This window comes from Luteimonas terricola, assembly GCF_004352845.1.
Taxonomy (GTDB): Bacteria; Pseudomonadota; Gammaproteobacteria; order Xanthomonadales; family Xanthomonadaceae; genus Luteimonas; species Luteimonas terricola.
In genome coordinates this window covers 624,036-646,384 of record NZ_SJRX01000001.1, presented here as the reverse complement: position 1 = coordinate 646,384, position 22,349 = coordinate 624,036, and the positions used below count along the sequence as shown (strand labels likewise).

Annotated in this window: 21 protein-coding genes; 13 read left to right on the top strand and 8 right to left on the bottom strand. The window is 70.6% G+C overall.

What is annotated here, in order from left to right; genetic code table 11:
- Positions 1–25: 25 nt before the first annotated feature.
- The gene (gene gluQRS, locus E2169_RS02945) at positions 26–994 is read right to left on the bottom strand and encodes a tRNA glutamyl-Q(34) synthetase GluQRS (protein ID WP_132985101.1); all 969 of its coding nucleotides are present in this window, start codon (positions 992–994) and stop codon (positions 26–28) included.
- 65 nt (positions 995–1,059) lie between these two features.
- Between gluQRS and htpX the strand changes: the two genes are divergently transcribed.
- Positions 1,060–1,968 (top strand): protease HtpX, encoded by a 909-nt coding sequence (gene htpX, locus E2169_RS02940; protein ID WP_132985100.1) that lies wholly within the window; start codon positions 1,060–1,062, stop codon positions 1,966–1,968.
- 35 nt (positions 1,969–2,003) lie between these two features.
- On the opposite strand, the gene E2169_RS02935 is transcribed toward htpX, so the two are convergent.
- Both E2169_RS02935 and epmB read right to left on the bottom strand, forming a co-directional pair.
- Positions 2,004–4,085, bottom strand: a complete 2,082-nt coding sequence (locus E2169_RS02935) for an EAL domain-containing response regulator (protein WP_132985099.1) — start codon at positions 4,083–4,085, stop codon at positions 2,004–2,006.
- Positions 4,086–4,186: 101 nt separating this feature from the next.
- Positions 4,187–5,191, bottom strand: a complete 1,005-nt coding sequence (gene epmB, locus E2169_RS02930) for an EF-P beta-lysylation protein EpmB (protein WP_132985098.1) — start codon at positions 5,189–5,191, stop codon at positions 4,187–4,189.
- Between the two features lie 57 nt (positions 5,192–5,248).
- Here epmB and efp point away from each other — a divergent pair, with 57 nt between their 5' ends.
- The 8 genes from efp to E2169_RS02890 all read left to right on the top strand — a co-directional run bounded on the left by efp (position 5,249) and on the right by E2169_RS02890 (position 13,164).
- The gene (gene efp, locus E2169_RS02925) at positions 5,249–5,815 is read left to right on the top strand and encodes an elongation factor P (RefSeq protein ID WP_132985097.1); all 567 of its coding nucleotides are present in this window, start codon (positions 5,249–5,251) and stop codon (positions 5,813–5,815) included.
- Entirely contained in the window at positions 5,815–7,167 is a 1,353-nt protein-coding gene (locus E2169_RS02920; RefSeq protein ID WP_132985096.1) for a TRZ/ATZ family hydrolase, read from the top strand. The genes efp and E2169_RS02920 overlap by 1 nt, the downstream gene beginning before the upstream one ends.
- A 38-nt stretch (positions 7,168–7,205) precedes the next feature.
- Entirely contained in the window at positions 7,206–7,928 is a 723-nt protein-coding gene (gene ubiG / locus E2169_RS02915) for a bifunctional 2-polyprenyl-6-hydroxyphenol methylase/3-demethylubiquinol 3-O-methyltransferase UbiG (protein WP_132985095.1), read from the top strand.
- Positions 7,925–8,599, top strand: a complete 675-nt coding sequence (gene gph, locus E2169_RS02910) for a phosphoglycolate phosphatase (RefSeq protein ID WP_132985094.1) — start codon at positions 7,925–7,927, stop codon at positions 8,597–8,599. The genes ubiG and gph overlap by 4 nt, the downstream gene beginning before the upstream one ends.
- Positions 8,596–9,285, top strand: coding sequence for an isoprenoid biosynthesis enzyme family protein (locus tag E2169_RS02905; protein ID WP_132985093.1), 690 nt, complete (start codon positions 8,596–8,598; stop codon positions 9,283–9,285). Before gph ends, E2169_RS02905 begins: the two co-directional genes overlap by 4 nt.
- A gap of 100 nt (positions 9,286–9,385) precedes the next feature.
- A complete protein-coding gene (gene folE2 / locus E2169_RS02900) occupies positions 9,386–10,300 on the top strand; it encodes a GTP cyclohydrolase FolE2 (RefSeq protein ID WP_132985092.1) in 915 nt (304 codons plus the stop codon).
- Positions 10,301–10,565: 265 nt separating this feature from the next.
- On the top strand, positions 10,566–12,257 hold the full coding sequence (locus E2169_RS02895) for a GGDEF domain-containing protein (RefSeq protein WP_132985091.1): 1,692 nt from the start codon (positions 10,566–10,568) through the stop codon (positions 12,255–12,257).
- Between the two features lie 22 nt (positions 12,258–12,279).
- Complete coding sequence (locus E2169_RS02890; RefSeq protein WP_132985090.1) at positions 12,280–13,164, top strand: C40 family peptidase; 885 nt, start codon at positions 12,280–12,282, stop codon at positions 13,162–13,164.
- 240 nt (positions 13,165–13,404) lie between these two features.
- On the opposite strand, the gene E2169_RS02885 is transcribed toward E2169_RS02890, so the two are convergent.
- From E2169_RS02885 to yidD, 3 genes are read right to left on the bottom strand one after another with little or no spacing between them, the layout of a single operon-like run.
- Positions 13,405–14,271, bottom strand: a complete 867-nt coding sequence (locus E2169_RS02885) for a M23 family metallopeptidase (RefSeq protein ID WP_370465140.1) — start codon at positions 14,269–14,271, stop codon at positions 13,405–13,407.
- Positions 14,259–15,605, bottom strand: coding sequence for a dihydroorotase (locus E2169_RS02880; protein WP_132985089.1), 1,347 nt, complete (start codon positions 15,603–15,605; stop codon positions 14,259–14,261). Before E2169_RS02880 ends, E2169_RS02885 begins: the two co-directional genes overlap by 13 nt.
- Positions 15,602–15,841 carry a membrane protein insertion efficiency factor YidD gene (gene yidD / locus E2169_RS02875; RefSeq protein WP_132985088.1) on the bottom strand — a complete coding sequence of 80 codons (240 nt, stop codon included), beginning with the start codon at positions 15,839–15,841 and terminating at the stop codon, positions 15,602–15,604. Before yidD ends, E2169_RS02880 begins: the two co-directional genes overlap by 4 nt.
- Before the next feature lie 265 nt (positions 15,842–16,106).
- Here yidD and dksA point away from each other — a divergent pair, with 265 nt between their 5' ends.
- Positions 16,107–17,105 (top strand): RNA polymerase-binding protein DksA, encoded by a 999-nt coding sequence (gene dksA, locus E2169_RS02870; protein ID WP_132985087.1) that lies wholly within the window; start codon positions 16,107–16,109, stop codon positions 17,103–17,105.
- A 112-nt stretch (positions 17,106–17,217) separates the two neighbouring features.
- Here the strand turns inward: dksA and E2169_RS02865 are convergent, their stop codons facing one another.
- Complete coding sequence (locus E2169_RS02865) at positions 17,218–17,661, bottom strand: SufE family protein (RefSeq protein WP_132985086.1); 444 nt, start codon at positions 17,659–17,661, stop codon at positions 17,218–17,220.
- A gap of 4 nt (positions 17,662–17,665) precedes the next feature.
- The gene (gene cysS, locus E2169_RS02860; RefSeq protein ID WP_132985085.1) at positions 17,666–19,084 is read right to left on the bottom strand and encodes a cysteine--tRNA ligase; all 1,419 of its coding nucleotides are present in this window, start codon (positions 19,082–19,084) and stop codon (positions 17,666–17,668) included.
- 98 nt (positions 19,085–19,182) lie between these two features.
- On the opposite strand from cysS, the gene E2169_RS02855 reads away from it, so the two are divergent.
- The 3 genes from E2169_RS02855 (at position 19,183) to E2169_RS02845 (ending at position 22,316) form a co-directional block, all read left to right on the top strand.
- Complete coding sequence (locus E2169_RS02855; RefSeq protein WP_132985084.1) at positions 19,183–19,674, top strand: hypothetical protein; 492 nt, start codon at positions 19,183–19,185, stop codon at positions 19,672–19,674.
- Positions 19,675–19,917: 243 nt separating this feature from the next.
- Positions 19,918–20,934 carry an N-acetylornithine carbamoyltransferase gene (locus E2169_RS02850; RefSeq protein ID WP_132985083.1) on the top strand — a complete coding sequence of 339 codons (1,017 nt, stop codon included), beginning with the start codon at positions 19,918–19,920 and terminating at the stop codon, positions 20,932–20,934.
- A gap of 155 nt (positions 20,935–21,089) precedes the next feature.
- A complete protein-coding gene (locus E2169_RS02845) occupies positions 21,090–22,316 on the top strand; it encodes an argininosuccinate synthase (RefSeq protein ID WP_132985082.1) in 1,227 nt (408 codons plus the stop codon).
- The last annotated feature ends 33 nt before the right edge of the window (positions 22,317–22,349 follow it).

The window sequence follows — 22,349 nt, the reverse complement described above, 5'->3', positions numbered from 1 at the left end:
CGGCGTGCGTCCGCTCGCTTCGATTCTATGCGTCGCGCATTGCAAGGGCATTGTGCACTGCGGTGGCTGCAAGGGGCCCTCGCGGAATGCGTCCGGCGTCGAAGCCGCGCACCGCCGCCGCGAGCGTGGCCGCAAGCGATGCGGATGCCGGCAACCGGTGGGGATCCTGGCCGAGTGCGTGCCACGCGGCGCGCAGCGCAGGCAGCGGGTCGGCGGCGTCCACCGGCAGCGATGCGCTCGACTTCGACAGCTTGTGGCCGTCGTCGTCCAGCACCAGGGGCAGGTGCAGGTAGCGGGGCCGTGGCAGGCCGAGGGCGTGCTGGAGCAGCAACTGGCGCGGGGTGGAGTCGAGCAGATCGGCACCGCGCACGACGTCGGTGATGCCCTGGTCGGCGTCGTCCACCACTACGGCCAGTTGGTAGGCCCACCAGCCGTCGGCGCGGCGCAGCACGAAGTCGCCGACCTCGCGGTCGACATCCTGCGCGATGCGGCCGTGGACGGCATCGTCGAAGGCGACGCGGCTGCCGTCGGTGACGCGCAGGCGCACGGCGGGATCGGGGCGACGGGCGCCGGGGCGGCAGCTGCGGTGCACGCCGCCGGCATCCGCCACGTCGCTGCGGCTGCAGTGGCATTCGAAGGCCAGTCCGGCGTCGAGCAGGCGCGCGAGGGCCGCCGCATAAAGGTGCCCGCGGCGCGACTGGTACCCAACCGGGCCGTCATGGACGAGTCCGAACGCGGCCAGGGTGCGCAACTGCATCGCGGCCGCGCCCGGCACCTCGCGCGCCGCGTCCACGTCCTCGATCCGGATCCACCACTCGCCGCCGGCGCCGCGCGCGGCCAGCCAGCTGCCGAAGGCGGCCAGCAGCGAGCCGAAATGGAGGGCGCCGGTGGGCGAGGGCGCGAAGCGGCCGCGGACCGTGCCGTGCCGCCGTGCCCGCGGGGGTGGCGGTGGCGGGAGGGGTCCGGCGGACGGTGGCGTGGACGTTGGCGTCATCTTGAATTCAAGGCGTGCAGGGCACACTTGTATGGATTGCAACGAACCTGCGGGAAACTCCAGCCATGCTCAAGCGCGTCGTCCTCTTCCTCGGTACCAACCTGGCGGTGCTGGCCCTGCTCAGCATCATCATGTCGGTGTTCGGCATCAACCCGCAGTCGATGGGCGGCCTGCTGGTCATGGCCGCGCTGTTCGGCTTCGGCGGTTCGCTGATCTCGCTGCTGTCGTCGAAGTGGGTGGCCAAGCGCGCCGCCGGCCTGCACGTGATCGAACGGCCCGGCAGCGACGTCGAGCGCTGGCTGGTCGACACCGTGGCCCGCCAGGCCCAGGCGGCCGGCATCGGCATGCCCGAGGTCGCGATCTACGAAGCGCCGGAAATCAACGCCTTCGCCACCGGCGCCAACCGCAACAACGCGCTGGTGGCGGTGTCCACCGGCCTGCTGCGCTCCATGGACCAGGACGAGGCGGAAGCGGTGCTGGCCCACGAGGTCAGCCATATCGCCAACGGCGACATGGTCACCATGGCCCTGCTGCAGGGCGTGCTCAACACCTTCGTGATCGTGCTGGCGCGCCTGGTCGGCCGGGTGGTCGACGGCTACCTCAGCGGCGGCCGCGACAGCGGTGGCGGCGGGCTGGCCTATTTCGCCATCGTGTTCGCGCTCGACATGGTCTTCGGCCTGTTCGCGAGCATGATCGCGATGTGGTTCTCGCGCCACCGCGAGTTCCGCGCCGATGCCGGCGGCGCCGCGCTGGCGGGCCGGGAGAAGATGATCGCGGCGCTGAAGCGCCTGTCGCTCAACCAGGGCCAGAACACCCTGCCCAAGCAGGTCGCGGCCTTCGGCATCAGCGGTGCGATGGGCCACGGCATGCGCCGGCTGATGCTCAGCCACCCGCCGCTGGAAGAGCGCATCCGCGCGCTCGAGGCCGGCAGCGTCGACGGCGAGGCCGCCCTGCGCCAGGGCCTGCTGGCCTGACCCCACGGCGGTGCCGTATCGCGGCGCCGCCACCCTTACTCGAAGTCGTAGGACATGTCCGGCCCCGACGGGGCCAGGAAGTTGCCCGACACGTAGTCCACGCCGGTGCCGAACAGCACCGACATCGAGGCCGCGTCGGAGACGTAGTCGGCCATGGTCTGGATGCCCAGCTCGCGGGCCTTGGCCGCGATCTCGCGGACGCGCTGCTGGTTGTCGGCGTTGCCGGTGAGGTCCTCGATGAAGCCGGGATCGATCTTGAGCATGTTCGGCTTCAGGTGCGCGAGCAGCTGGAACGAGTCCAGGCCGGCGCCGAAGTTCTCCAGCGCGATGCGGCAGTCCAGACGCGCGGCCGCGGCCGCGAATTCCTGCGCGGCCTTGAGGTGGGTGAACACCTTGGCCTCGGCGAGTTCGATCACCAGGTATTCGCCGGGCACGCCGTGCGCCAGCAGCTGCTCGCCGATGTAGCGCGGCAGGCTGTCGTCGGCCAGCGAGGCCTGGCTGACCTTGACCAGCAGGGTGGTGGGCTTGTTGGCGCGGATGCGCTCGCCGATCACCGCGATCGCGCGGCCGACCACGTAGCGGTCGATCTCCCAGAGCAGGCCGTGTTCCTCGGCGATCTGCAGGAAGCTCAGCGGTTTGATCAGCTCGCCGTCGGCGGCGTGCAGGCGGAGGAAGGCCTCGTACACCGCGCCGGTATCGCTCTGCAGGCTGATCACCGGCTGGTAGTGGAGGACGAAGCCCTCGTGGTCGAGCGCGTCGCGCAGGCGGGTGACCCAGGCCTGGATGTGCTCCTCCTCGGCGCGGTCGACCGCGCTGGGGTCGAACAGTTCGAAGCGGTTGCCGCCGGTGGCGCTGGCCGAGGCCATGGCCCCGGTCGCCTTGGCCAGGACCTGGTTGACGCTGGCGATCTTCTCGCCGACCTGCACCGCGCCGATGCTGGCGGTGATCACGCTCGAGCGCGAGCCGATCTCGAACAGGTCGGCGGCGAAGGCCGCGAGCACCCGGTTGGCCACCGCCTCGGTGCCTTCGTGATCGCTGTTGCGCACCAGCAGGGCCAGGGTGTGCTCGCCGAAGCGGGCTGCGACCGTGTCCAGGCCCTCGGCCGCGGCGGTGAGCCGGTTGGCGGCGGCAGCCAGCAGGTTGTCGGCCGAGTCCAGGCCGATATCGGCCAGCAGGTGCTGGTAGTGGTCGGGTTCGACCAGCAGCATGCCGTGCCGGGCGCTGCCCTGGGCGGCGGTGTCCACCGCGCCCTCAAGCGCGTGCAGGAAGGTGGCGCGGTTGTACAGGCCGGTGGCCTGGTCGCGCTGGCGCAGCTCCTCGATCTCGTGGGCCAGCTCCGGGTCGAGCTCCTGGCGGCGGATCACCACCTGCACGCAGGGCTCGCCCTCGTACTGGGCCTGCACGAACTCCATCGCCGCGGGAAACACGTTGCCGTCGATGTCGCGCGCCTGCAGCTCGTGCCGCGGCGGTGGCGCCTCGTCCTGGGCCAGCGCCTTGAGCAGCTGCCGGAAGCCCTCGACGTGCTGCGGCGCGACCATGTCCAGCAGCGACATGCCCTCGATGTCCTCGAAGTCGTCGTAGCCGAACATCTCCAGGTAGGCCTGGTTGGCGCGGATGTGCATGCCTTCGTGGACGTAGGCGATGGGGTCGCGCGAGGAGTCGATGAGGGCGTCGCAGCGGCGCTCGGTCTCGCGCAGGCGCGCCTCCAGGCGGCGTTGGGCACGGCGGGCGTCGAGGTCGGCCCATGCGTCGCGGATCACGGCCAGCAGCAGCGACGCGGGTTCGCGCGGCAGCAGGGCGCGGGCACCAGCGGTCCTTGCCTCCACATAAATGTCGTGTTCGATGCTATCGGCCACCACCAGCACCGGGATGTCCTTGCCGGTCGCCGCAATCTGCTGCAGCACCGCTTTCAACGGCAGTCCGGCCGAGCCGTGCTGGACCAGCACGATGTCCACCTGCTGTGCTCCGACCATGGTCGCGAACTCCTCCTCGGAGGCGGGACGCAGGGGGCGCACGGCGATGCCACCGTTGCGCAGGCTGCTCACGATGGCCTCCGCGGCCTCGGGGCTGTCGTCGACGATCATCAGCCGCAGCGCGTTTTCCTGACTCTTCGACATGCGTTTCTCCGTGGAAGCGGCGTTATGCCATGCCGCGGCGCGTGGCGTCCACGGTGCGGGCGCGGCAACAGGGCCCAGGTCCGCCGTCGCAGCGACGGGCGTCACAGCGGGCGCTTGGACGCATCGCCGGCGATCTCGCGCACCAGCCGTGGCACCAGATAGCCGGGCAGGCGCGCCACCAGCGCCGCGTGCATCGCGCGGGCGCGGTCGTCGCCGACCTCGAAGTGTGCGGTGCCGGCGACGCGGTCGAGCTGGTGCAGGTAGTAGGGCAGGACGCCGGCTTCGAAGCCGCGCTCGCAGAGGTCGGCCAGGGCGTCGACCGAGTCGTTGACCCCGGCCAGCAGCACCGCCTGGTTGAGCACGCTGGCCCCGGCATCGCGCAGGGCGGCCATCGCGGCATCGACTGGGGCGTCGAACTCGTGGGCGTGGTTGGCATGCACCACCACAGCCACCGGCCAGGGCAGGTCGCGCAGCCAGGCCAGGAGTTCGTCGTCGACGCGCTCGGGCAGCACCACCGGCAGCCGGCTGTGGATGCGCAGGCGGCGGACGTGGGGCACCTCGCGCAGCAGGCCGGTCAGCTCGGCCAGCTTGCCCGTGGCCAGCGACAGCGGGTCGCCGCCCGACAGGATGACCTCGGTGATGCCCGGATCGGCCGCGATCGCCGCCACCGCCGCGGCCCAGCCGCCCGCGGCCGCGGTCTCTTCGGCATAGGGGAAGTGGCGCCGGAAGCAGTAGCGGCAGTTGATCGCGCAGCTGCCGGTCGCCACCAGCAGCGCGCGGCCGGCGTACTTGTGGATGACCCCGCGCGCCACCTTGGCGGCGCCGTCGCCGACGGCGTCCAGGCCGAAACCCGGCACCGTCCGCAGCTCGTCGGCCAGCGGCAGCACCTGGCGCAGCAGGGGGTCGTGGGGGTCCCCGGGGCGCATCCGGGCCACGAAACCCCGCGGGACGCGCAGGGCGAAGGCCGAGATCGCCGCCTCCGGCACCGCTGCGGCCTCCGCGTCCAGTCCGAGCAGGCGCAGCAGCTCGCGCGGATCGCGCACCGAGGCGCGCCACGCCTGCTGCCAGCCACGCGGCTGCATGGGAAGGGGGGCTGCGAGTATCATTTCCCGCACATTCTAGCCGCTTGCGCGGCCCCAACCGCCGAACCTGCAGGAGCACGCATGGCCAGCCATGGCATGAACGACGTCAAGAACGGGATGAAGATCCTCGTCAACGCGGAGCCCGCGATCATCACCGACACCGAGTACGTCAAGCCGGGCAAGGGCCAGGCGTTCACGCGCGTGAAGTACCGCCTGATCAAGTCGGGCCGCGTGCAGGAAGTGACCATGAAGGCGACCGATTCGATGGAGGCGGCCGACGTCGTCGACACCGATATGCGCTACCTGTATTCGGACGGCGAGTACTGGCACTTCATGGACCCGGAAAACTTCGAGCAGGTGCAGGCCGACAAGGCCGGCATGGGTGGCGCCGAGAAGTGGCTCAAGGGCGAGGAAGACTGCATCGTGACCCTGTGGAATGGCACGCCGATCCAGGTCACGCCGCCGAACTTCGTCGAACTCAAGATCACCGAGACCGATCCGGGCGTGCGCGGCGACACCTCGGGCGGCGGCGGCAAGCCCGCCACCCTCGAGACCGGCGCCGTGGTGCGCGTGCCGCTGTTCGTCAATCAGGACGAGATGATCAAGGTCGATACCCGCTCCGGCGAATACGTCAGCCGGGTCAAGTAATGGTGGGACAAGAGGTGGTGCCCGAGGCCTGCGACCTGCTGGTCGAGGCCGGGCACGTCGTCCCGGTGGAGCCGCATGGCGTGGTGCTCGAAGACCACGCCGTGGCCGTGCGCGACGGCGTGATCGTCGCGCTGCTGCCGCGGGCCGAGGCGCGCGCGCGCTTCGCGCCGGCCGAAGTGGTGTCGCGTCCCGACGGCGTGCTGGTGCCGGGCTTCGTCAACGCCCACACCCACAATCCGATGACGCTGATGCGCGGCATCGCCGACGACCTGCCGCTCAAGGTCTGGCTGCAGCAGCACATCTGGCCGATCGAAGCCGCGGTGATGGCCCCGGACTTCGTCGCCGACGGCATCACGCTCGCCATCGCCGAGATGGTGCGCGGCGGTACGACCTCCTGCAACGAGAACTACTTCTTCCCCGACGTGCAGGCCGCGGTCTACAAGCGCCACGGCTTCCGCGCGCGCATCGGCCTGCCGGTGATCGACTTCCCGACCGCGTGGGCGGCGGGCGACGACGAATACTTCGACAAGGCCGGGGCGGTGCACGACCAGTGGCGCGGCGATCCGCTGATCGCCATGGCCTTCGCGCCGCACGCGCCGTATACGGTCAACGACGCCAACTTCGAGCGCGTGCGCATGCTCGCCGACCAGCTCGATGTCCCCGTGCACCTGCACCTGCACGAGACCGCGCAGGAGATCGAGCAGTCGATCAAGGAGCATGGCCAGCGCCCGCTTGCGCGCCTGGACCGCCTGGGCCTGGTCAACGACCGCCTGATCGCCGTGCACATGACCCAGGTCACCGAGGCCGAGATCCACCTTTGCGCCGAGCGCGGCGTGAGCGTGGTGCACTGCCCCGAGTCCAACCTGAAGCTGGCCTCGGGCTTCTGCCCGGCCTGTGCGCTGGAGCGCGCAGGCGTCAACCTCGCCATCGGCACCGATGGCTGCGCCAGCAACAACGACCTCGACATGGTTGGCGAAACCCGGACCGCGGCGCAGCTTGCGAAGGCGGTGGCGCAGGACGCCGCGGCATTCGACGCCTTCACCGCGCTGCGGGCAGCCACACTGGGCGGCGCCAAGGCGATGGGCTTCGACCACCTGGCGGGCTCCCTGGAGCCGGGCAAGCAGGCCGACATGGCCTGCTTCGATTTCAGCGACCTGGAGACGCAGCCGCTGCATCACGTGGTCTCGCAGCTGGTCTATGCCGCCGGCCGACACCAGGTCGGCGACGTCTGGATCGGCGGCGTGGCCAAGCTGCGCGGGCGCGAACTCGTCGACATCGATACCGCGGCCGTGGTCGCCAATGCCCGCCAGTGGCGCACGCGCATGGCCGGCATCCGCACCGGCGCCAACTGAAGGCGCCGGCGCGCGCCACCCTTCCCGAGCAGGCCGTCATGACCACCCCCGCGAGCAGCACCAACTTCCGCCAGTCCGAGCTCGACAAGTTCGCCGAGCTGGCCAACCGCTGGTGGGACCCCGAGGGCCCGCAGAAGCCGCTGCACGCGCTGAACCCGGTGCGCCTGGCCTACGTCGCCGCCCGCCAGCCGCTGGCCGGCGCCCGCGTGCTCGACGTCGGTTGCGGGGGCGGGCTGCTGAGCGAGGCGATGGCGCGCGCGGGGGCGGACGTCACCGCGATCGACCTGGCCGGCGACCTGGTCAAGGTCGCACGCCTGCATGCGCTGGAGTCGGGAGTGAAGGTCGACTACCGGCTGCAGCCGGTGGAAGCGCTGGCCGACGAGGCGCCGGGCAGCTTCGATGCCGTGACCTGCATGGAGATGCTGGAGCACGTGCCCGACCCGGGCGCGATCATCGCCGCCTGCGCGCGGCTGCTGAAGCCGGGCGGTCGGCTGTTCGTGTCGACCCTCAACCGCACTCCCGCGGCGTTCGCGCTGGCGATCGTCGGCGCCGAGTACGTCGCCCGCCTGCTGCCGCGGGGCACCCACCAGTACCGCGACTTCATCCGCCCGTCCGAGCTCGCGGCCTGGCTGCGCGAAGCGGGGCTGGAGCTCGACGACGTCGCCGGCCTGGCCTACGAGCCCTGGGCCAACCGCGCGCGGCTGTCTTCGCGCACCGACGTCAACTACCTGGTGGCGGCCGGCAAGCCGGACGCATCGTGAGCGGGACCGTCGGGCGCTTCCCGCGCTGCGTGCTGTTCGACCTCGATGGCACCCTGCTCGACAGCGCGCCGGACATGGCCGCGACCATCGACCGCATGCGCGCGGCCCGGGGTGCGCCACCGATGCCCCTGGCCGAGCTGCGGCGGCACGTGTCCAAGGGCGCGCGCGCGATGAGCTCGGCGGCGTTTCCCGAACTCGGCGGCGAAGTGCCCCCGGAAATGGTCAAGGAATTCCTCGCGGTCTATGCCGAAGAGCTGGGCCGCCACGGCGCCGCCTTCGACGGTATCGAAGCGATGCTGGCCGCGCTGGAGGCCGATGGCGCGCGCTGGGGCATCGTCACCAACAAGCCCGAATCCCTGGCGCGCGCGCTGATGCCGTCGCTGGGCTGGGAGCAGCGCTGCGCGGTGCTGGTCGGCGGCGATACCCTGGCCGAGCGCAAGCCGCATCCGCTGCCGCTGCTGCACGCCGCGCAGGCGATGGGCTTCGCCATCGAAGACTGCGTCTACGTCGGCGACGACGAGCGCGACATCCTTGCCGCGCGCGCGGCCGGCATGCGCTCGCTGGTCGCGCTCTGGGGCTACCGCCTGCAGCACGACGACCCGCTCACCTGGCAGGCCGATGCGATGGCCGAAACGCCCGGCGACCTGCTCGACGCGGACGCCTGGCCGTGAGCGTGGACGTCCGCGACGACGCGGCCGCCTTCATCGACAAATGGCGCGTGCGCTGGCCCGAGTGGGCCGTGGCGATGGTGTTCGTGCCGAAGGACCGGCAGCCGCTGACCGAAGCCTGGTTCACCCTGCTGCAGGAATTCACCGACGCCACCTGGGGCGGCGGTGACCCCACGCCGGGACTGGCCAAGCTCGCCTGGTGGCAGGAGGAACTGGGCGGGTGGGCGAAGGGCGCACGGCGCCATCCGCTGGGCGCGCTGCTGCAGCCGCAGCCTGCGCCGTGGCTGCAACTGGGCAGGGCGCTGCCGGACCTGCGTGCGCTGCGTGGCGAGGAGGGCGGCGGCGCGGTGTCCGTCGACGCGGCGCCTGGCAAGGGCGCAGGTGCGGGCATGGCATTTGCCGCCGCGGTCGCCGACTGCGAGGCCGCGTTGTTCGGCGGGCGCGCGCCGGACGGCGATGCCGCGTCCGCGGTATTGACCAGTCTGCTCGGAGAACGCGCCCTGCTGCGCGCAGCGGCGATGGATCCGATAGCCGGGATCGATCGGCCCATGCGCGCCGGGCGTGCGGGATGCAGGCCGCGCGGCGTGCAGGCGGCCCTGGTCGCTGCGCGCCTGGCCCGGCCCGATGCCCCGGTGCCGCCCTTGCGCGCGCTGTTCGCGGCCTGGCGCGGCGCGCGCTCGGCGGGATGAACCCGGCACTGAACGTCATGCGTCCGGCATGCAGCGTTGCGCCGGCTCCGCAGGGCTGCGCGGTTAGAATTGCAAGCCATTCGCAAATGCAGGTTCCCGCGTGACTTCTTCCAATCCGCCTCCGGCGCTGCCCGACGTCGCCTACGACCTCGCCGCGGCCGCACGTCCGCTCGACTGGGTCGGCATGCGCCGGGTCGCACTGCCGCTGCGCGTGGCCGGTGATGGCGGAGAGTCGCAGCTGGTGGCGGCCTCGGCGGACATCGGAGTGGACCTGGCCAGTGCCGAGACCCGCGGCATCCACATGTCGCGGCTGTACCTGCTGCTGCAGGACGCGCTTTCCACTGACGCGCTGACGGCGTCGGCGCTGCGCACGCTGTTGCGCGAGTGCATCGACTCGCAGTCGGGCCTGGCCACCACGGCGCGCCTGAGCCTGCGCTGGGAGCAGTTGCTGAAGCGCCGCGCGCTGGCCAGCGACAACGCCGGCTGGAAGTCCTATCCGGTCGAAGTCGACGCTACGCTGTCGCCTTCGGGCGCAGAGATCGTGCTCGCCTTCGGCGTCGAATATTCCAGCACCTGTCCGGCCTCGGCCGCGCTGTCGCGCCGCGCGAATGCCGATCGTTTCGAAGCCGACTTCGCCGACGACGACGCGCCGTCCAAGGTCGCGATGCACGAGTGGCTCGCCTCCGGCCGCGGCATGGCCGCCACCCCGCACGCCCAGCGCAGCCGCGCCGACGTGCGCGTGGTGCTGCGCAACGATGTCGACGCACTTCCGCTGCTGGAGCTGATCGACGCCATCGAGGCCGCGCTCGGCACCCCGGTGCAGACCGCGGTCAAGCGCGAGGACGAACAGGCCTTCGCCCGCGCCAATGCCGACAACCTCATGTTCTGCGAAGACGCCGCCCGCCGCGTCGCGGCCGTGGTCTCGACCAGCCCGCGCGTCGCCAGCTTCGACGTGACCGTCTCGCACTTCGAAAGCCTCCACGCCCACGACGCCGTCGCCCGCGTGAGGGGCTGAAAAGCGTTCTTCTGCCACGGGTTTGCGCGGATTACACGGATCACACGGATCAGGGCGAGGCCAGCCGGATCACCGCGCCCTGTTCCACGTCCAACTTTGTGTACGGGGACTTCGGCTTGGAACTTGCCTCGGCCAGATCCGTGTAATCCGCGCAAATCCGTGGCAAAAGGCTTTAGTCCTGTTCGCCGCCCACCCGCATCGCGTCCCCGCAAGGGGGTGAAGGCGCGGTGCGTGGCTGTCTTGTGCTTGGGCTAGGATATGCGCGATGGGGGCCGGGGAGTCCAAGCGCCAAGCCTGGCGGTGCAGCCTTTGGCTGTGCCTGCTGCTGTTGCTGTGCGTGGGATCGGCCTCGGCCAGCGTCCCGTTCGTGCTGCAGCCGCTGCCGGGGGATGCCGACATCGCAGACCTGCGCGCGGGCAGGTTCGACGACCAGTTGGGACCGCCGTCGGCGCAGGTGATCAAGGGCCGTGGCGACACGGTCGGCTGGTGGCGGCTCACCACGCCCGAACCGCTGCCCGCAGACGGTTCGCCGAAGCTGGTATTGGGTTCGCCCTTCCTCAACCACGTGCAGGCATGGGTGCCCGGCAGCGACCACCCTGCCTACCACGCGCTCTATGACGAACATGCGGATTTCAACTATTCGCACCGCGCGCTCGTGATCGACCTGCCACAGGGCATCCCGGCGGGCGATGCGGTGTGGCTTCGCGTGGAAATCGGCTCTTCGCTGCAGATGCCGGTGTCGATCGAGCCGCTCCACCAGGTGCACCGCGACGATCTGGTCCATGTCGCGTGGCGGGCCTTCGTCCTGGCCGTGCTGCTGGTCCTTGCGCTGCTGGCCTTCGCCTTCCGCTTCGGCACCGGTGATTCCAGCTTCGCCTGGTTCGGCGCGATGCTGTGCTCCGCGGTGTTGTACCTCGTGGCCGTTGGCGGCGATGCCCGCCTGCTGCCGGGCGCGGAGATCGTGTTCGGCAGCAGCACCCGGGCCAACGTCATCTTCGGTGGCTGCGGTGTGGTCTGCAGCAACCTCTTCCAGCGTGCCTACCTCGACCTGCGCGGAAAGCTGCCCCGGCTTGACCGGATGCTTTGGATCGGCACCGCGGCGGCGGCGGTGGCGGGCGTCGGCGGCGCTTTCTTCGACGCGGCGTGGCCAAGCCGCATCGGCAACGTCGGCCTGATGCTGTCGGCGGCCCTGCTGCTGGTCGGAAGCACGATGCTTGCGCTGCGTGGCGACCGTGCCGGACGCGTGGTGATGGCCTCGTGGTTGCCGCTGATGGTGTTCACCACGCTGGTGGCGACCGAGGTGATGGGGTTCTGGAGCGGCCCCCCATGGCTGGCGCAGGGCCTGGCGGGCAGCTTCGCGCTGGCCGGCCTGCTGCTGACCATCGGCCTGGCCGACAAGCTGCTGGAACTCCGGCGCGATCGCGACCAGGCCAGCGCATTGGCGCGCGCGGACGAGCTGACGGGGCTGCTCAACCGCACGGGCATCGAGTCCGAGCTGCGACGGAGCTTGCAGGCGGCCGCGGCAAGCGGCGCGCCGATGAGCATCGCCTTCGTCGATGTCGACAACTTCAAGCCGATCAACGATGTGCACGGGCACAGCATCGGCGACCAGTGCCTGCGTATCGTGTCGCAGCGCATCCGCAACCAGCTGCGCGGCGGCGACATCCTTGGCCGCTACGGAGGCGACGAGTTCCTCGCCGTGCTGCCGGACACGCCGATGGCGGACGCCCTGGCCGTTGCCCGGCGCATGCTGGCATCGGTCAATGGGCGCCCGCTGACGATCGACGACCTGCGGTTCGGCGGCAGTCTCAGCATTGGCGTGGCCGAGTTCATCCCCGGCGAATCGGCCGAGACCCTGGTCGAGCGCGCCGATGCCGCGCTGTATGCCAGCAAGCAGGCCGGACGCGACCGCGTCACCGGTTCGCAGCCCGAACAATCCCGGCCGGTGACGGCCTGAACGACAAGGCGATTCGACGGCAATGACATCTCTATCGATCGACAGCCTGCAGGAAGGCGACATCCTGCTGATGATGGGCGACGGGCCGCTGTCGGAGCTGATCGCGTGGGCCAGCGATGGCGTCTACAGCCATGCGGCCATCGTGGTGGACAAGGGCGAGCTGATCGAGGCTTCGCTGGGCGGCGTCCGGCGCTACCCGCTGGCGCGGCGCATTGCCGAGTTCGAGCATTTCCACTGCATCGATGCCTTCCGCACGGATGACGACCACGGCCGTCCTTTCGCTGCCGGCGACCGGCGGCTGGTCGGCCAGCGCGCGCAGACCATGCTCGGCGCGCCGTATCCCGTCGACCAGCTGGCGCTGCTGGGCGTGATCATGGCGGTGCGCGGCAAATGGCCGGCGCATCCGCTGGCGCGCAGGCTCGTGCGGCTGGCGCTGGACCGTGCGTCGCCGACCGACTCGCCGGCCATGGTCTGCAGCGAGGTCGTCTATCGCGCCTGGGCCGAATGCGCCGTCGAGCCGCAGGGCAGGATGGCGCCCCGGATCGTCGAGGGCGAGCGCGGCACGGCGCCGTTCCCCGCCATCGACTGGAAGCGCCTGTTCGACGAAATCGGCCCCTTGCTCGGCCTGGCGACTCCGGGCCTTGCCGGACCAGCCGCACGCAGCGCGAACGCCGCGCACGCCACCGCCGAAGCACTCCTGGGCGATGGCGGTGAGATCCCCGACGAAGCCCTGGAACAGGCGCGCCAGCGCGTCCTGGCCCGCCTGGACGGCCAGGGCCCGCTGCGCAGCGCCGGCGCGGACGCAGGCTTCACGGCCCGCCCGAACCCCCGCCTGGTCTCGCCCCAGGATCTCGCCAACTCACCCAGCGTCACCCTCATCGGACGCTTGATGGAGCGGGCTGGCTGAGGGGCTGAGGAAGCGCCTTTTTGCCACGGATCTGCGCGGATAGGCGCGGATAGAGCACAGGCGGAAGAAAAAGCTTTCATTTGCCACGGATTGGCGCGGATTACGCGGATCAGGCCGAGGCAAGGGTCTGGCCGAAATCCCTGCAGGAAGACCATGGATATGGAACAGGGCACGCTGATCCGGCTGGCCCCGCTCCGATCCGCGTAATCCGCGCCAATCCGTGGCAAAACGCTTCTGCTCTCACGGCCGCTCCAGCACCAGCAGCGGGTCGACGCGGACGTCGAACCAGTTCATGCCCCAGTGCAGGTGCGGCCCGGTGGCGCGGCCGGTGGCGCCGACGGCGGCGAAGGCCTGGCCCTGTTCGACGCGGTCGCCCTCGGCGACGTCGATGCGCGAGAGGTGCAGGAAGTTGGAGCTGACGCCGTGGCCGTGGTCGATGACCACGGTGCCGCCGGTGAGGTAGAGGCCGGGGTCGGCGAAGGTGACCACGCCCGCGGCCGGAGCCTTCACGGGGGTGCCGTCGGGCGCGGCGATGTCCATGCCGGAGTGCCCGGCGCCCGGCTTGCCGTTGTAGATCCGGCCGCTGCCGAAGCGGCCGCTGATGCGGCCCTCGACCGGGCGGATGAAGCGCTGGGCGAAGTCGGCGCGGTCGTCGTCGCGGGTGCGCGCGGCGCTCACCCGCGCCTGTTCGCGGCGGATGCGTTCGGCGATCGCGGGCGGCGGGTCGACGGTTTTCGGCGGCACGCCGTTGACGCGCTCCATCGGCCAGTCGCGCGGATCCACCAGGATGCTGGCGTCCGTGCGGCTGCCGTCAGGGCGAGTGACCGCCACCCGCAGCGGACCGGTCGCATCGCGGCCCACGCCGAACACCACGGTGCCGTAGCCGGTGCTGCGCAGCACGCGGTCACCGAATTCGATGCGGCTGCCGGGCGGCACCTTGCCCAGCACCAGGGCGCCCTGCTGCACGCGGTCCGGAAACACCACGCGCATGTCGGCCGCGGCTTCGGGCGATGCCATCGCGGGCACCGCCTGGGCCAGGGCCAGCGCCCAGGGCAGGGTGGACAGCAGCCCGACCACCAGCATGCCGCCAACCCTCATCGCGCGAATTCCAGGCGGCGGCCGTTCGCCGCGCCGACCAGCTTCGAACCGTCCCAGGCCAGTGCGCCGTTGACCCAGGTCGAGGCGATGCGCGAACGGAAGGTGCTGCCCTCGAACGGCGACCAGCCGCACTTCGACAGCACGTCCTCGCGCCGCACCGTGAACGGACGGTCCTCCACCAGCACCAGGTCGGCCCAGTAGCCCTCGCGCAGGAAGCCGCGCTCGGCCACGTCGAACAGCTGCGCGGGCGCATGGGCGAACTTCTGCACCACGCGCGCGGTGTCGAAACGGCCCTCGTGCACGCATTCCAGCGCGGCGACCAGGGCGTACTGCACCAGCGGCAGGCCGCTGGGCGCGCGCAGGTAGGGGGCCTGCTTCTCCTCCCAGGTGTGCGGCGCGTGGTCGGTGGCGAGCACGTCGATGACGTCGTCGGCCAGGGCGCGCAGCAGGGCCTCGCGGTCGCTGGCGTCCTTGATCGCCGGGTTGCACTTGATCTGGTGGCCCAGGCGGGCGTAGTCGGCGCGGTCGAAGCGCAGGAAGTGGATGCAGGTCTCGGCGGTGATGCGCTTGCGCAGCCTGCCGTCGGCATCGAGCAGCGGGCCGGCCTCGAACAGCGCCAGCTCGTCGGCGGTGGAGATGTGCAGCACGTGCAGGCGGGTGTCATGGCGGCGCGCCAGCTCCAGCGCCAGGCGCGTGGACTTGATGCAGGCCTCGCGCGAGCGGATGTCGGGGTGCAGCTCCGCAGGGATGTCGTCGCCGTACTGCGCGCGCGCTGCCGACAGCGCCGCGTCGATCATCGGCGTGTCCTCGCAGTGGGTGATGATCGGCACCGGGGTGTCGCGGAAGATGGCGTCGAGCGTGTCCGGATCGTCGACCAGCATGTTGCCGGTGGACGCGCCCATGAACACCTTCAGCCCCGGGGTCGCGCGCGGGTCGATGGCGCGCACGGCGGCGAGGTTGTCGTTGCTGGCGCCCATGTAGAAGCCGTGGTTGGCGCGGGCACGCCCGGCGGCACGGGCGTACTTGGCCTCCAGGGCGTCACGGTCGAGGGTGGGCGGGCTGGTATTGGGCATGTCCATGAAGCTGGTCAGGCCGCCAGCCACGGCCGCGGCCGACTCGGTGGCCATGTCGGCCTTGTATTCCATCCCGGGTTCGCGGAAGTGCACCTGGTCGTCGATCATCCCCGGCAGCAGGCGGCGGCCGGCGGCATCGACGATCGCCTCGCCGGCGGCGGGAGACAGGCTGCCGATGGCGTCGATGCGACCGCCGCGGATGCGCAGGTCGGCGTCGAACTCGCGGCCTTCGTTCACCAGGCGCGCGTTGAGGATGAGGGTGTCGGTCATCGTGGGGGTTGTCCGTCGTCGCGGGGCGGCACGGGATCCAGGCCGCCGGGGTGGAGGGGGTGGCAGCGCCCGACGCGCCTGGCCGCCAGCCAGCTCCCGCGCAGGGCGCCGTGCAGCGCGATCGCCTGCATGGCGTATTCGGAGCAGGTCGGCACAAAACGGCAGCGCGGGCCGAGCAGGGGGCTGAGCCAGCGTTTGTAGCCGCGCAGCAGCGCGATGAGCGTGCGATCGATCAAGGGAACGTCGGCGGGATTCGAGGGCGCAGCGCGGCGCGGTTGCCGGTATAGTCCGGGCAGGGTATAACACCCCGCTTTCCCGTCCAAGCGACGGGAGTGTGGCGCCGGCCACAGGGCGTTCGCAAGGACGCCCCCGGTGGCCGGACACGTCAGTCGTCGCCGCGTCGCGGCCACGAATCTGTGAATGCCCCGCTCCCACCGCTTGTACGGTGGCCGGCCGCGTGCAACGCGGCAGGCGCCCACTTCCCAAGAAGGATCGCCGAACGTGGCAGTGAAGAAGACCGTCAAGAAGGCCGCCAAGGCGGCCAAGCCCGCAGCCAAGAAGGTTGCGAAGGCCGCTCCGAAGAAGGCGGCCGCGAACAAGAAGGCAGTGGCGAAGAAGGCCGCTCCCGGCAAGGCCGCCAAGGCACCGGCGGTGAAGAAGGCCGCCGTGGTGAAGAAGGCCGCGGTGAAGAAGGCCACTCCGGCCAAGGCCGCGGCGAAGAAGGCGCCTGCGAAGAAGGCTGCGGTGAAGAAGGCCGCCCCGGCCCGGACCGTGGCGAAGAAGTCCGCCGGCAAGGCGCCGGCCAAGGTCACCAGGCAGGTGGTTGCGAAGAAGCCCGTAGTGAAGAAGGCCGCCCCCGCCAAGGCAGCGGCGCCGAAGCCGGCGCCCGCACCCGCGCCGAAGAAGTCCTCGGCCAAGAAGGCCAGCGCCAAGCCGTCGACGAAGGTCGCCCCGGTGCCGGTGACGCGCCAGGCGCCGCCGCGCACGGCGGGCAAGGTCGCGGTTGCGGTGACCAACAGGCCGGCGCGGGCGCCGGTGCCGAAGACCCGCTACAAGACCATTCCGCACAAGACGGACGAGGCCACCGGTCGCCCGATCCTCCCCAAGGGCTACAAGCCGGGTCCCGACGAGGAGTACATGAGCCCGCTGCAGCTCGAGTATTTCCGCCAGCGCCTGCTGGACTGGCGCGCCGACCTGGTGGACGAGTCCAAGCAGACCATCGAGAACCTCAAGGACGAAGTGCGCGACGTCGGCGACGACGCCGAGCGCGCCACCCGCGAGACCGAGAACTCGCTCGAGCTGCGCACCCGCGACCGCTACCGCAAGCTGATCGGAAAGATCGACAGCACGCTCAAGCGCGTCGACTCCAGCGAGTACGGCTTCAGCGTCGATTCCGGCGAGGAAATCGGCCTGGAACGCCTCGAGGCGCGCCTGACCGCCGAGCGCACCATCGACGAGCAGGAGCGTTGGGAGCACCTGCAGAAGCAGATGGGCGACTGATCCGCTGCCGATCGGTGAGACCCGGAAAGCCCCGCTGATGCGGGGCTTTTTCCTGGCCGTCCGCACAAGCCGCGTATCCCTTGGGGCTTGCGCGTTCCGGGCGCCGCCGTGCTTATGCCAGCGCGCGCTGGGCCGCGTCGCGGATGAAGGCGAGCAGGGACGCCAGGCCGTTGTTGCGGGTCGGCGAGAGGTGTTTGGCCAGGCCGATGTCGGCTATGTAGGACGGGTCGGTGTCGAGGATCTCGCGCGCGCTGCGCCCCGAGTACACGCGCAGGGCGAGGTAGACCAGGCCCGAGACGATGGCCGAGTCGCTGGCGGCGGCGAAGTCCAGGCGGCCGGCGTCGCCCGCGGGCACGATCCAGACCATCGACTGGCAGCCGTGCAGGCGGTGGGCCTCGGTGCGGAACGCGTCGGGGAAGTCCGGCAGCTTGCGGCCGAGGTCGATCAGGTACTGGTAGCGCTCGGACCAGTCGCCGAAGAAGGCGAACTCGTCGCGGATCGCGGCCTGCGCCTCGGCGGGCGTGGATTCAAGCGGGAAGCGGGTGTTGGTGTCCATCGTCTCAGCCTCGCTTCCATCGTACGCCCTGCGGCGTGTCTTCGAGGACAACGCCCTCGGCGGCGAGCCGGTCGCGGATGGCGTCGGCGCGGGCGAAGTCACGCGCCTTCTTGGCGGCGGTGCGCTCCTCGACCAGGGCCAGGATGCGGGCATCGTCGTCATCGGAGGTGCCGCGTGCGAACCAGGCCGCCGGTGCCTGCTGCAGCAGGCCCAGGGCGCGGCCGCCGGCACGCAGGCTGGCGCCAAGGGTGGCCAGGGCCAGCAGCGGGCCGTCACCCGCCGCTTCGCCCCGGGCGATCGCGCTGCGCATCACCCGCGCGTTGCCGGCGATGGCTGCCAGCTCGGCCAGGGCCTGCGGGGTGTTGAGGTCGTCGTCGAGCGCGCCCTCGATCGCGTCGGGAATCGCAGCCTGCGGAGCCGTGTCCGCAGGCACCAGTGCGTCGACGTCGCGCAGCGTCCCGTACAGCCGGTCCAGGGTGCGCACGCTCTGTTCGACCAGGCCGTCCGACCATTCCAGCGGCTGCCGGTAATGCGCCGACATCAGCGCGTGCCGCAGCGCCTCGGGCGGGTGCCGGCGCACCAGGTCGTGCACCTTCTCGATGTTGCCCACCGACTTCGACATCTTCGCGCCGCCGAAGTTGAGCATGCCGTTGTGCAGCCAGAAGCGCGCGAACACCCTGCCGCCGTGGGCGCACTCGCTCTGCGCGATCTCGTTCTCGTGATGCGGGAACTGCAGGTCGACGCCGCCGGCGTGGATGTCGATGGTCTCGCCCAGGTGGGCGGCGGCCATCGCCGAGCATTCGATGTGCCAGCCGGGCCGGCCCAGGCCCCAGGGCGACGCCCAGCCAGGCAGGTCGCCGGTGGAGGGCTTCCAGAGCACGAAGTCGCCGGGGTCGCGCTTGTACGGGGCCACGTCGACCCGCGCACCCGCCAGCATGTCTTCGAGCTCGCGCCGGGAGAGCTTGCCGTAGCCGTCGAAGCTCGCCACCGAGAACAGCACGTGGCCCTCGGCGGCGTAGGCGTGGCCCCGTTCGACGAGGCGTTCGATCATCGCCACGATCTCGGCGATATGCGCGGTGGCCTCGGGCTCGATGTCCGGCGGCGCCACGCCCAGCGCCGCCATGTCCTCGCGGTAGGCGGCGGCGAAACGGCCGGTGATGGTCGAGATCGGCACGCCCTGTTCGGCGGCGGCGGCGTTGATCTTGTCGTCGACGTCGGTGATGTTGCGGGCGTAGGCCAGGGTGCCGAAACGGCGGCGCAGGACGCCGGCCAGCACGTCGAACACCACCGGCCCGCGCGCGTTGCCGATGTGCACGTAGTTGTAGACCGTGGGTCCGCAGACGTACATGGTCGTGCGCGCGGGGTCGCGGGGCTGGAAGTCCTCGACCCGGCGGCTGAGGCTGTTGAAGAGTCTGAGGGTCATTTCGAAGGCCGTGGGCAGGCCGTGATTCTACCGGCGGGGCGGCGTGACAGCCACGATTCAGGCGCTCGCCACGGCCAGCGCCTACACTCCCGAGTCGCATGCAATCTTTCCTGCCTACGAATCGGTGGCTGCTCCTGCTCCTGGCCCCTGCGCTCGTGGCAGCGCCCGCGTGGGCGCAGCACACTGTGATCCAGGCGGAGAACGTGCGCTACGAATATGCCCAGGTGCTGCGTGCCGAGCCCGTGTACCAGACGCTGCGCGCCACCAGCATGGTCGAGCGCTGCGAGCAGTCGAGCATGGTTGGGCCGGAGGAGGGCGAGGAGCGCCGCGGCCTGTCGCGCGTCGTCGGTGCCGTCCGCGACGTGCTCACGCCGAACCGCAGCGACAGCGCCCCGGATGTCGACGGGGACGGCGAGGGCGATTGCCGCCTGGTGCCGGTGGAGCGCGAGTTCCGCCGCCCGATCGCCTACGACGTCGACTACCTGGTGCGCGGGGTCAAGTACCGCTCGCGGCTGCCGAAGGACCCCGGCAACCGGCTGCGGGTCAAGGTGGCGGTGACGCCGGTGGTGCCGGAGGGCAACGCCGAATGAGGGACCTGCGCGGGATCGCTTGCGGGGTGCATCGCTCCGTGGGAAGATTGCCGCAATGCAACACGTCCGCGCCCTCGTCCACGATCTCCTGACGTCCGCCCGCATGGCGGCTGGCATGACCTCGCGCGCGCGTCGACCGGAAGCCCACGTTCCCCTGGGTTAGGACCGGACAACGCCTGTTTTCCGTCTTCAGAAGCCCGGCCCGAGCCGGGTTTTTTCGTTTTCGATTCCATGGACTCCGCCATGACCTCCGCACCGCAGCACTTCCTCAATACCCAGGACTGGACCCGGGCCCGGCTCGATGCCGTCCTTGCCGATGCCGCGCGCATGAAGCACGAGCCGATCGGCGACGCGCTCAAGGGCCGCTCGATCGCCCTGGTGTTCTTCAATCCCTCGCTGCGCACCCGCACCAGTTTCGAGCTGGGCGCGTTCCAGCTCGGCGGGCACGCCGTGGTGCTGCAGCCGGGCAAGGACGCCTGGCCGATCGAGTTCGACCTGGGCACGGTGATGGACTCTGATGCCGAGGAGCACATCGCCGAGGTCGCGCGCGTGCTCAGCCAGTACGTCGACATGATCGGCGTGCGTGCCTTCCCGAAATTCGTCGACTGGTCGGTCGACCGCGAGGACCGGGTGCTCAAGGGCTTCGCGAAGTACGCCACGGTGCCGGTCATCAACATGGAGACCATCACCCATCCCTGCCAGGAACTGGCGCACGTGCTGGCGCTGCAGGAGCACTTCGGCAGCAGCGACCTGCGCGGGAAGAAGTACGTGCTGACCTGGACCTACCATCCCAGGCCGCTGAACACGGCGGTGGCGAACTCGGCGCTGACCATCGCCACCCGCATGGGCATGGACGTGACCCTGCTGTGCCCGACCCCGGAGTACCAGCTGGACGAGCGCTACATGGACTGGGCCGAGGCCAACGTCATCGAGAGCGGCGGTTCGCTTGCCGTCAGCCATGACATCGACAGCGCCTACGCCGGCGCCGACGTGGTCTATGCCAAGAGCTGGGGCGCGCTGCCGTACTTCGGCAACTGGGCGCCGGAAAAGCCGATCCGCGACCGGTACAAACACTTCATGGTCGACGAAGCCAAGATGGCGCTGACCCGCGACGGCGTCTTCAGCCACTGCCTGCCGCTGCGGCGCAACGTCAAGGCCAGCGACGCGGTGATGGACTCGCCGCGCTGCATCGCTGTGCAGGAGGCGGGAAACCGTCTGCACGTGCAGAAGGCGGTGATGCGCGCGCTGGTCGCCCGTTGAGCCGCTACCCCACGATCCCGACCCTCACCCTGTAGGAGCGGCTATAGCCGCGATTGCCCCCCACAGATTCCTGCAGGACGGCCATTGCCGCGATCTTCGCAAGGCCGGTCGCAGCTGTAGCTGCTCCTGCAGTGATTTTTCCCCAGAGACCTGACATGAATGCTTCCGCCTCAGACTCCAAAGACATCGTCCTCGCCTTTTCCGGCGGCCTCGACACCAGCTTCTGCGTGCCGTGGCTGAAGGAGCGCGGCTGGGCCGTGCACACGGTGTTCGCCGATACCGGCGGCGTCGGCGCCGACGAGCGCGCGGCGATCGAGGCGCGTGCCGCCGAGCTGGGCGTGACCAGCCACGTCACCATCGACGGCGGGCCGGCGATCTGGGACGGCTTCGTGAAGCCCTTCGTGCAGGCCGGCGAGGCCTACCAGGGCCAGTACCCGCTGCTGGTCTCCGACCGCTATCTGATCGTCGATGCGGCGCTGGCGCGTGCGCGCGACCTGGGCACGAACGCGATCGCCCACGGCTGCACCGGCATGGGCAACGACCAGGTGCGCTTCGACCTGGCGGTGAAGGCCAGCCCCCATCCCACGTGCAGCGGCTGGCGCATCGTGGCGCCGATCCGCGAGATCCAGAAGGAGCACACCCAGACCCGCGCCTACGAGCAGGCCTATCTCGAGGAGCGCGGCTTCGGCGTCCAGACCCGGCAGAAGAGCTACACGATCAACGAGAACCTGCTGGGCGTGACCCTCTCCGGCGGCGAGATCGACCGCTGGGAGGCGCCGGGCGAAGGCGCGCGCGGCTGGTGTGCACCGCGCAGCGCCTGGCCGGTGGAGCCGCTGCAGGTCCGGCTGCGCTTCGTCGGTGGCGAAGCCGTGGCGCTCGATGGCGAGGAGGTGCCGGGCGCGCAGCTGCTGGCCCGACTCAACACCATGTTCGCGCCCTATGGCGTGGGCCGCGGCATCTACACCGGTGACACCACCATCGGGCTGAAGGGCCGCATCGTGTACGAGGCGCCCGGCCTGACCGCGCTGCTGGCCGCGCATCGCGCGCTGGAAGAAGCAGTGCTGAGCAAGCAGCAGAACCGCTACAAGCCCGAGGTCGGCCGCAAGTGGGTCGAGCTGGTGTACGAAGGCTTCTACCACGACCCGCTCAAGACCGACCTCGAGGCCTTCCTCGCCTCGTCGCAGCGCATGGTCAACGGCGAGGTGATGCTCGAGACCCGCGGCGGCCGCGTGGACGCCGTCGCGGTGCGCTCGCCGCATATCCTCAATGCCAGTGGAGCCACCTACGCGCAGTCCGCGGACTGGGGCGTGGCAGAGGCCGAGGGCTTCATCAAGCTGTTCGGCATGAGCAGCACCCTCTGGGCCGAGATCAACAAGCCGTGAGCACGCCGGATGCCGGTCGCGACCATGACCCTT